Origin of the sequence: Streptomyces sp. NPDC127092, from assembly GCF_042722475.1 — a bacterium.
Classification (GTDB): Bacteria; Actinomycetota; Actinomycetes; order Streptomycetales; family Streptomycetaceae; genus Streptomyces.
Window position 1 is genome coordinate 1 of record NZ_JBHXFE010000082.1, and the last position, 8,995, is coordinate 8,995.

The window sequence follows — 8,995 nt, forward strand, 5'->3', positions numbered from 1 at the left end:
TTCGTTCTTGCGTTTCCGACTCTATCAGATCTTTCCGATCCGATTTCCTCGGTGCTTTCCGGTCCCTTTCGCTTTCGCTCCGGGCCCTTCCGGCGGTTTCGAGTTTATCAGATGTTTTCGATCCGATTTCCTCTTCGCTTTCCGGTCCGGCTTTCCGACTTTCGTCTTCTTTCCGAGGCCTTCCGGCGCGTCCCGACTTTATCAGAAGTTCTGAGTCGGATTTTCCGCCTTCCCGGTTCACGCTCCCGGCACACAGTGGTGCCCGGGGCTTCCCCTCTGGCGGAGCCGTAAACGTACTGGAGGGGGGCGCCCCGATGCAAATCGAGGCGCCCCCCCCCCGTTGGAAGCGGACGGTCCGTCAGACCTCCACGACCACCGGGAGGATCATCGGGCGGCGGCGGTAGGTGTCGGAGACCCACTTGCCGACCGTGCGGCGGATCAGCTGCTGGAGCTGGTGCGACTCGACCACGCCGTCCTGGGCGGACTTGTTGAGGGCCTGGTCGATCTTCGGGAGCACCGCGTCGAAGGCGGCGTCCTCGATGCCGGAGCCGCGGGCGTGGACGTTGGGGCCGCCGACGATCTTGCCGGTGGAGGAGTCCACGACCACGAAGACCGAGATGATGCCCTCTTCGCCGAGGATCCGGCGGTCCTTGAGGGAGGTCTCGGTGACGTCGCCGACCGAGAGTCCGTCGACGTACACGTAGCCCGCCTGGACCTTGCCGGTGATCCGGGCGCGGCCGTCGACCAGGTCGACGACGACGCCGTCCTCGGCGATGACGATGTGGTCCTTCGGGATGCCCGTCATCGCGCCGAGCTCGGCGTTGGCGCGCAGGTGGCGCCATTCGCCGTGGACCGGCATGAGGTTCTTCGGCCGGCAGATGTTGTAGAAGTACAGCAGCTCGCCGGCGGAGGCGTGGCCCGAGACGTGGACCTTGGCGTTGCCCTTGTGGACGACGTTGGCGCCCCAGCGGGTCAGGCCGTTGATCACGCGGTAGACCGCGTTCTCGTTGCCCGGGATCAGGGACGACGCCAGGATCACGGTGTCGCCGGGGACGATCCGGATCTGGTGGTCGCGGTTGGCCATCCGGGACAGGGCGGCCATGGGCTCGCCCTGGGAGCCCGTACAGACGAGCACGACCTCGTCGTCCGGGAGGTCGTCGAGGGTCTTCACGTCGACGACCAGGCCGGCGGGGACGCGCAGGTAGCCCAGGTCACGGGCGATGCCCATGTTGCGGACCATGGAGCGGCCGACGAAGGCGACCCGGCGGCCGTACTCGTGGGCGGCGTCCAGGATCTGCTGGATGCGGTGGACGTGGCTGGCGAAGCTGGCCACGATGATGCGCTTCTGGGCATTGGCGAACACGTTGCGCAGGACGCTGGAGATGTCGCGCTCGTGCGGCGTGAAGCCCGGGACCTCGGCGTTCGTCGAGTCGGTGAGCAGGAGGTCGATGCCCTCCTCGCTCAGCCGCGCGAACGCGTGCAGGTCGGTGAGGCGGTTGTCCAGCGGCAGCTGGTCCATCTTGAAGTCGCCGGTGTGGACGACCATGCCCGCGGGAGTGCGGATGGCGACGGCCAGGGCGTCGGGGATGGAGTGGTTGACGGCGATGAACTCGCAGTCGAAGGGGCCGAACCGCTCGCGGTGCCCCTCGGCCACCTCGAGGGTGTAGGGGCGGATGCGGTGCTCCTGGAGCTTGGCCTCGATCAGGGCGAGGGTCAGCTTGGAGCCGATGAGCGGGATGTCCGGCTTGAGCCGGAGCAGGTACGGCACGGCACCGATGTGGTCCTCGTGGCCGTGGGTCAGGACGATGCCCTCGACCTGGTCGAGGCGGTCCTGGATGGTGGTGAAGTCCGGCAGGATCAGGTCGACGCCCGGCTGCTCCTCCTCGGGGAAGAGGACACCGCAGTCGACGATCAGCAGGCGGCCGTCGAACTCGAAGACCGTCATGTTCCGGCCGATCTCACCGAGACCGCCGAGCGGGGTGACGCGCAGGCCGCCCTGGGGCAGCTTCGGCGGGGCGCCGAGTTCAGGATGCGGATGGCTCAAAAGGTTCTCCTCACCACACACGCCACGTACCGGCTCGGCACGTGGCGTGTATGACATTCGTGCACTTGCTGTTGTTTTCGGTTACGGATGTTCAGTTGCGCGTGTTCAGTTACGGATCTTCGGTTGTGAAGTCTGTTCTCAGATCTGTACCCCGCCGGCGGCGAGATCGATCTTGAGCTGGGCGGTCTCCTCGGGAGAGAGCTCCACGAGCGGCAGGCGCAGCGGGCCGGCCGGCAGGCCCTGGAGGGCGAGGGCGGCCTTGGTGGTCATGACGCCCTGGGTGCGGAACATGCCGGTGAAGACGGGCAGCAGCCGCTGGTGGATCTCGGTGGCCTTCTGGACGTCACCGGCGAGGTAGGCGTCGACGAGCGCGCGGAGTTCCGGGGCGACGACGTGGCCGACGACGGAGACGAAGCCGCAGGCGCCCACGGAGAGCAGCGGCAGGTTGAGCATGTCGTCGCCGGAGTACCAGGCGAGGCCGCTGCGGGCGATGGCCCAGCTGGCGCGGCCGAGGTCGCCCTTGGCGTCCTTGTTGGCGACGATCCGGGGGTGCTCGGCGAGCCGGACGATCGTCTCGGTGTCGATCGGGACGCCGCTGCGGCCGGGGATGTCGTAGAGCATCACCGGCAGCTCGGTGGCGTCGGCGATGGCCGAGAAGTGCCGGTAGAGGCCCTCCTGCGAGGGCTTGTTGTAGTACGGCGTGACGGCGAGCAGGCCGTGTGCGCCGTCGCGCTCGGCGGCGCGGGCCAGCTCGAGCGTGTGGTGGGTGTCGTTGGTTCCGATGCCGGCGACGACGTGGGCGCGGTCGCCGACCGCCTCCAGTACGGCCCGTACGAGCTGCGATTTCTCCGCGTCGGTGGTGGTGGGGGACTCGCCGGTGGTGCCGTTGACGATCAGGCCGTCGTTGCCGGCGTCCACGAGGTGGCGGGCGAGTCGCTGGGCACCGTCGAGGTCGAGTGCGCCGTCCGCCGTGAAGGGCGTGACCATGGCGGTGAGGACCCGCCCGAAGGGGGTCTGCGGAGTGGAGATCGGAGCCATGGGTAACACGCTACTCGCTGCTCAGCGCCGGGGGTCCCCTCGGGGGACGCGATAAGAGGAGCCCGGCACTGCCTGCTCGGGGGTTCAAGCAGTGCCGGGTCCGTTTGATCAGCCTAGATGAACTTCGTGAAACGTCGCAATACGGACACTTCGCACGCGAATTTCGTACTTATGTGCGTTACGGCGCTACGAGCGAGGCCGCACACGGCCTCCCGGCCCGGACCTTTGGATCCTCCTCCAGAATGAGATTCGGCCGCTTTGATGAAAAAACGGCACCAAACCCTCGCCCCGCTCGTCTCTACCGGTGACACACACGTTCAGCACCAGCCACGAGGAGAGTGCTCCCCATGTCGCGCCGGCGAGAGGCCGTACCGTTCGCGTTCGTCGCGGAGTCCGACCGCTTTCGCAGTAACGTCACTCCCCCGCCCCGCGAACGTCCCACCGCGTCCCAGATCCTCGGCCGCACGCTGTTGGGACTGACCGTCGTCGCCGGCCTCGTCGGCTCCCTGGTGCTCGGCATGCCGTCCCTGGAACCCGGGGACGCGAGCGGTCACCGGCATCAGTCCGAGGCTTCCGACGGGCGCTGAGGTAGCCTCCGGGCACAGTCACCGAACGTGCTTGTGAGTGAGGACCCGCCGTGCCCCTGCCCTTCCTGACGGCCGACCGCGACTTCGACGCAGACGACGACATCAACGACGTCGCCCTGCCGTTCGCCGACCACGACCAGTGGCGTCGTCCGTACCGGCCCGGTCCGTGGCGGGTGGGGCTCGCCGCGCTCGCGCTGCTCCTGGCCTCGTTCGTGCTGCTCGCGGCGGTCGTCATCGCCGCCGCCGGCGCGTCCGGCGGCGCCCTGTTCACCTTCGGCGTCGCGCTGCTGATCATCCTCGTCGCGCTGCGCGTGCTGCGCATGGGCGTCTGGGTGAGCCGGGCCGGGCTGCGGCAGGTGCGGTTCTTCGTGACGAAGACCGTGCCGTGGCCGCAGGCGAACGCCGTCCGCACCGTCCAGCAGCCGGTGCGCTGGCTGGGTCTCCCCCGCACGGTCCAGGGCCAGGCCCTCGTCCTCGTACGGGAGAACGGTGAGCAGGCGCCGCTGCTCACCGATCACAACGCCGACTTCCTCTCCCGCGTCGAGGCCTTCGACCGCGCCGCGGACACGATCGAGGCCTGGAACGCGGAGTACGCGGGCGCCCGCTGAGCCGTCAGCCCGCCGCGTGCAGGGCGATCGCGCGCTGCATCGCCTTGCGGGCCCGCGGGGTGTCGCGGGCGTCGTGGTAGGCGACCGCCAGCCGGAACCAGCAGCGCCAGTCGTCCGGCGAGTCCTCCGTCTCGGCCTTGCGCCGGGCGAAGACCTCGTCGGCCGAGTCACGGTCGATGCGCCCGCCCTGCGTGCGCCTCAGCTCGTCGACGGGCAGCCCGCCCTCGGCCTCCAGCTCCGCGGCCAGGCGGTTCGCCAGGCGCGCGAAGCGGGTGTTCTTCCACAGGAACCAGCCGCCGACCAGCGGCAGCAGGAACGCCACCGCGCCCATGCCCATCGCCGCCGGCTCACCGGTCAGCAGGAGCAGGACGCCCTCCATCCCCACCACCCCGAAGACGAGCACGAGGACGGTGGAGAGGAAGACGTACGTGATCTTTCCGCCCATGACCGTCAGCCCAGGTCCAGGAAGTGTTCCAGGCCGAAGGTGAGGCCCGGGGTGGTCACGACGCGGCGCGCGCCGAGCAGGATGCCCGGCATGAAGCTGGAGTGGTGCAGCGAGTCGTGGCGCACGGTGAGGGTCTCGCCCTCGCCGCCGAGCAGCACCTCCTGGTGGGCCAGCAGGCCCCGGAGCCGTACGGCGTGCACCGGGACGCCGTCCACGTCCGCGCCGCGCGCCCCGTCCAGGGCCGTGGTCGTGGCGTCGGGCTGCGGGGCGCAGCCCGCCTTCGACCGGGCCTCGGCGATCAGCTGGGCGGTGCGGGTGGCGGTGCCGGAGGGCGCGTCCACCTTGTTCGGGTGGTGCAGCTCGACGACCTCGACCGACTCGAAGTACGGGGCGGCGATCTGCGCGAACTTCATGGTGAGGACCGCGCCGATGGAGAAGTTCGGGGCGATCAGGACGCCGGTCTCCGGGGACTGGGCGAGCCAGCCGTTCAGCTGCGCGAGGCGCTCCTCGGTCCAGCCGGTGGTCCCGACGACCGCGTGGATGCCGTGGCGCACGCAGAAGTCGAGGTTGCCCATGACCGACGCGGGGGTGGTCAGCTCGACGGCGACCTGGGCCTCCGTCTCGACGAGCGTCTCCAGCTTGTCGCCGCGCCCCAGGGCCGCGACCAGTTCCATGTCCTCGGCGGCCTCGACGGCCTTGACCGCCTCGGAGCCGATGCGGCCCTGGGCTCCGAGTACCGCCACGCGCAGCTTGCTCATTGCTCTCTTCCCTCAGTGACTCGTGACTCGTGACTCGTGCGGTCAGGAGACCGCGTGGTGGAGGCGGTCCGCCTGCTTGTCCTTCAGCGGGCCTATCACCGAAAGCGAGGGCCGCTGCGCCAGTACGTCGCGGGCCACCTCACGCACGTCGTCGGGGGTGACGGCGGCGATCCTGGCCAGCATGTCGTCGACCGACATCTGGGCGCCCCAGCACAGCTCGCTCTTGCCGATGCGGTTCATCAGCGCGCCGGTGTCCTCGAGGCCGAGGACGGTCGAGCCGGAGAGCTGCCCGATGGCGCGGGCGATCTCGTCGTCGGTGAGGCCGTCGGCGGCGACCTTGTCGAGCTCGTCCCGGCAGATCCGCAGCACGTCGTGGATCTGGCTGGGCCGGCAGCCCGCGTACACCCCGAAGAGACCGCAGTCGGCGAAGCCCGAGGTGTACGAGTACACGCTGTAGGCCAGGCCGCGCTTCTCGCGGACCTCCTGGAAGAGGCGGGAGGACATGCCGCCGCCGAGGGCGGTGTTCAGCACGCCGAGCGCCCAGCGGCGCTCGTCGGTGCGGGCCAGGCCCGGCATGCCGAGGACCACGTGCGCCTGCTCGGTCTTGCGGCCGAGCAGCTCGACGCGGCCCGCCGTACGGATGGTGCGCCGGCCGTCGCGCGGGGCGACCGGGCGGGCGTCCGTACGGGTGAGGGCGCCGGCCTTCTCGAAGGCGCGGCGGACCTGCCGTACCACCGTGGCGTGGTCGACGTTGCCGGCGGCGGCGACGACCAGGTGGGTGGGGTCGTAGTGCTTCTTGTAGAAGCGGGCGATCTGGTCGCGGGTGAGCGCGTTGATCGTGTCGACGGTGCCGAGGACCGGGCGGCCCAGCGGGGTGTCGCCGAACATGGTCTGCGCGAACAGGTCGTGCACGACGTCGCCGGGGTCGTCCTCGGTCATCGCGATCTCCTCGAGGATCACGCCGCGCTCGGCGTCCACGTCGGAGTCGAGGATGAGCGAGCCCGTGAGCATGTCGCAGACGACGTCGATCGCCAGCGGCAGGTCGGTGTCGAGGACCCGGGCGTAGTAGCAGGTGTACTCCTTCGCCGTGAAGGCGTTCATCTCGCCGCCGACCGCGTCGATCGCGGCGGAGATGTCGAGGGCGGACCGCTTGTGGGTGCCCTTGAAGAGGAGGTGCTCCAGGTAGTGGGTGGCGCCGTTGAGCGCCGGGGTCTCGTCACGGGAGCCGACGTGCGCCCAGATGCCGAAGGTGGCGGAGCGCACCGAGGGCAGGGTCTCGGTGACGATGCGGAGGCCGCCGGGAAGGGTCGTGCGGCGGACGGTGCCGATGCCGTCCCTGCCCGGAAGAAGCGTTTGGGTACGGGCGACGGCCCGCCCCTCGGAGGAGGGGCGGGCCGTCGTCGCGGAACTGCGGGACGTCACTGGTCGGAGGCGTCCTTCTCGTTCTCGTTCTCCTCGCCCTCGATGACGGGGATGAGGGAGAGCTTGCCGCGCTGGTCGATCTCGGCGATCTCGACCTGGACCTTGGAGCCGACCGCGAGCACGTCCTCGACGTTCTCCACGCGCTTGCCACCGGCGAGCTTGCGGATCTGCGAGATGTGCAGCAGGCCGTCCTTGCCCGGGAGCAGGGAGACGAAGGCACCGAAGGTCGTGGTCTTGACGACCGTGCCCAGGTAGCGCTCGCCGACCTCCGGCATGGTCGGGTTGGCGATGCCGTTGATCGTGGCGCGGGCGGCCTCGGCGGCCGGGCCGTCGGCGGCACCGATGTAGATGGTGCCGTCGTCCTCGATCGTGATCTCGGCGCCGGTGTCCTCCTGGATCTGGTTGATCATCTTGCCCTTGGGGCCGATGACCTCGCCGATCTTGTCCACGGGGATCTTCACGGTGATGATCCGCGGGGCGTTGGGGGACATCTCGTCCGGGGTGTCGATCGCTTCCATCATCACGTCGAGGATGTGGAGGCGGGCGTCGCGGGCCTGCTTGAGGGCCGCGGCCAGGACGGAGGCCGGGATGCCGTCCAGCTTGGTGTCGAGCTGGAGGGCGGTGACGAACTCCTTCGTACCGGCGACCTTGAAGTCCATGTCGCCGAAGGCGTCCTCCGCACCGAGGATGTCGGTGAGGGTGACGTAGTGCGTCTCGCCGTCGATCTCCTGGGAGATCAGACCCATGGCGATGCCGGCGACGGGGGCCTTCAGCGGCACACCGGCGTTCAGCAGCGACATGGTGGAGGCGCAGACCGAGCCCATGGACGTCGAGCCGTTGGAGCCGAGGGCCTCGGACACCTGGCGGATCGCGTACGGGAACTCCTCGCGGGTCGGCAGGACCGGGACGAGGGCGCGCTCGGCGAGGGCGCCGTGGCCGATCTCGCGGCGCTTCGGGGAGCCGACGCGGCCGGTCTCGCCGGTGGAGTACGGCGGGAAGTTGTAGTTGTGCATGTAGCGCTTGCGGGTCACCGGGGAGAGGGTGTCCAGCTGCTGCTCCATGCGGAGCATGTTGAGGGTGGTGACGCCCAGGATCTGGGTCTCGCCACGCTCGAACAGGGCGGAGCCGTGGACCCGCGGGATGGCCTCGACCTCGGCGGCCAGCGTACGGATGTCCGTGACGCCGCGGCCGTCGATGCGGATCTTGTCCTTGATGACGCGCTCGCGGACCAGGGCCTTGGTGAGGCTGCGGTAGGCGGCGGAGATCTCCTTCTCGCGGCCCTCGAAGGCCGGGAGCAGCTTCTCGCCGGCGATGGCCTTGACGCGGTCGAGCTCGGCCTCGCGCTCCTGCTTGCCGGCGATCGTCAGCGCCTGGGCGAGCTCGCCGCGGACGGCGTCGGACAGCGCGGCGTAGACGTCGTCCTCGTAGTCGAGGAAGATCGGGAACTCGCCCTCGGGCTTGGCGGCCTTGGCGGCGAGGTCCGACTGCGCCTTGCACAGGACCTTGATGAAGGGCTTGGCGGCCTCGAGGCCGGCGGCCACGATCTCCTCGGTCGGCGCCTCGGCGCCGCCCTTGACGAGCTCGATGGTCTTCTCGGTGGCCTCGGCCTCGACCATCATGATCGCGACGTCGCCGTCCTCCAGGACGCGACCGGCGACGACCATGTCGAAGACGGCGTCCTCGAGCTCGGTGTGCGTCGGGAACGCGACCCACTGGCCCTTGATCAGGGCGACACGGGTGCCGCCGATCGGGCCGGAGAAGGGCAGGCCGGCCAGCTGCGTGGAGCAGGAGGCGGCGTTGATGGCGATCACGTCGTAGAGGTGATCGGGGTTGAGCGCCATGATCGTCTCGACGATCTGGATCTCGTTGCGCAGGCCCTTCTTGAAGGAGGGGCGCAGCGGCCGGTCGATCAGGCGGCAGGTGAGGATCGCGTCCTCGGAGGGCCGGCCCTCACGGCGGAAGAAGGAGCCGGGGATCTTGCCGGCCGCGTACATCCGCTCCTCGACGTCGACCGTCAGGGGGAAGAAGTCCAGCTGGTCCTTGGGCTGCTTGGAGGCGGTGGTGGCCGACAGCACCATGGTGTCGTCGTCCAC

The 8,995-nt window shown here is 69.6% G+C and carries 8 protein-coding genes; 2 read left to right on the forward strand and 6 right to left on the reverse strand.

Annotated features, from left to right (window positions below; all coding sequences use genetic code 11):
• Positions 1 to 358 precede the first annotated feature (358 nt).
• The gene (locus ACFWJO_RS36715; protein WP_386872411.1) at positions 359 to 2,044 is read right to left on the reverse strand and encodes a ribonuclease J; all 1,686 of its coding nucleotides are present in this window, start codon (positions 2,042 to 2,044) and stop codon (positions 359 to 361) included.
• Positions 2,045 to 2,182: 138 nt separating this feature from the next.
• Positions 2,183 to 3,082, reverse strand: a complete 900-nt coding sequence (gene dapA, locus ACFWJO_RS36720) for a 4-hydroxy-tetrahydrodipicolinate synthase (protein ID WP_386872413.1) — start codon at positions 3,080 to 3,082, stop codon at positions 2,183 to 2,185.
• A gap of 347 nt (positions 3,083 to 3,429) precedes the next feature.
• Here dapA and ACFWJO_RS36725 point away from each other — a divergent pair, with 347 nt between their 5' ends.
• Positions 3,430 to 3,669, forward strand: coding sequence for a hypothetical protein (locus tag ACFWJO_RS36725; protein WP_386872415.1), 240 nt, complete (start codon positions 3,430 to 3,432; stop codon positions 3,667 to 3,669).
• A gap of 50 nt (positions 3,670 to 3,719) precedes the next feature.
• On the forward strand, positions 3,720 to 4,277 hold the full coding sequence (locus ACFWJO_RS36730) for a hypothetical protein (RefSeq protein ID WP_386872416.1): 558 nt from the start codon (positions 3,720 to 3,722) through the stop codon (positions 4,275 to 4,277).
• A 4-nt stretch (positions 4,278 to 4,281) separates the two neighbouring features.
• On the opposite strand, the gene ACFWJO_RS36735 is transcribed toward ACFWJO_RS36730, so the two are convergent.
• The 4 genes from ACFWJO_RS36735 to ACFWJO_RS36750 all read right to left on the reverse strand — a co-directional run.
• Entirely contained in the window at positions 4,282 to 4,722 is a 441-nt protein-coding gene (locus ACFWJO_RS36735) for a hypothetical protein (RefSeq protein ID WP_386872418.1), read from the reverse strand.
• 5 nt (positions 4,723 to 4,727) lie between these two features.
• Complete coding sequence (gene dapB, locus ACFWJO_RS36740) at positions 4,728 to 5,480, reverse strand: 4-hydroxy-tetrahydrodipicolinate reductase (RefSeq protein WP_384423515.1); 753 nt, start codon at positions 5,478 to 5,480, stop codon at positions 4,728 to 4,730.
• A gap of 42 nt (positions 5,481 to 5,522) precedes the next feature.
• Positions 5,523 to 6,902 (reverse strand): M16 family metallopeptidase, encoded by a 1,380-nt coding sequence (locus ACFWJO_RS36745; protein ID WP_386872420.1) that lies wholly within the window; start codon positions 6,900 to 6,902, stop codon positions 5,523 to 5,525.
• A partial coding sequence (locus ACFWJO_RS36750) for a polyribonucleotide nucleotidyltransferase (RefSeq protein WP_386872421.1) occupies positions 6,899 to 8,995 on the reverse strand: 2,097 nt, incomplete at its 5' end. The genes ACFWJO_RS36745 and ACFWJO_RS36750, both read right to left, overlap by 4 nt.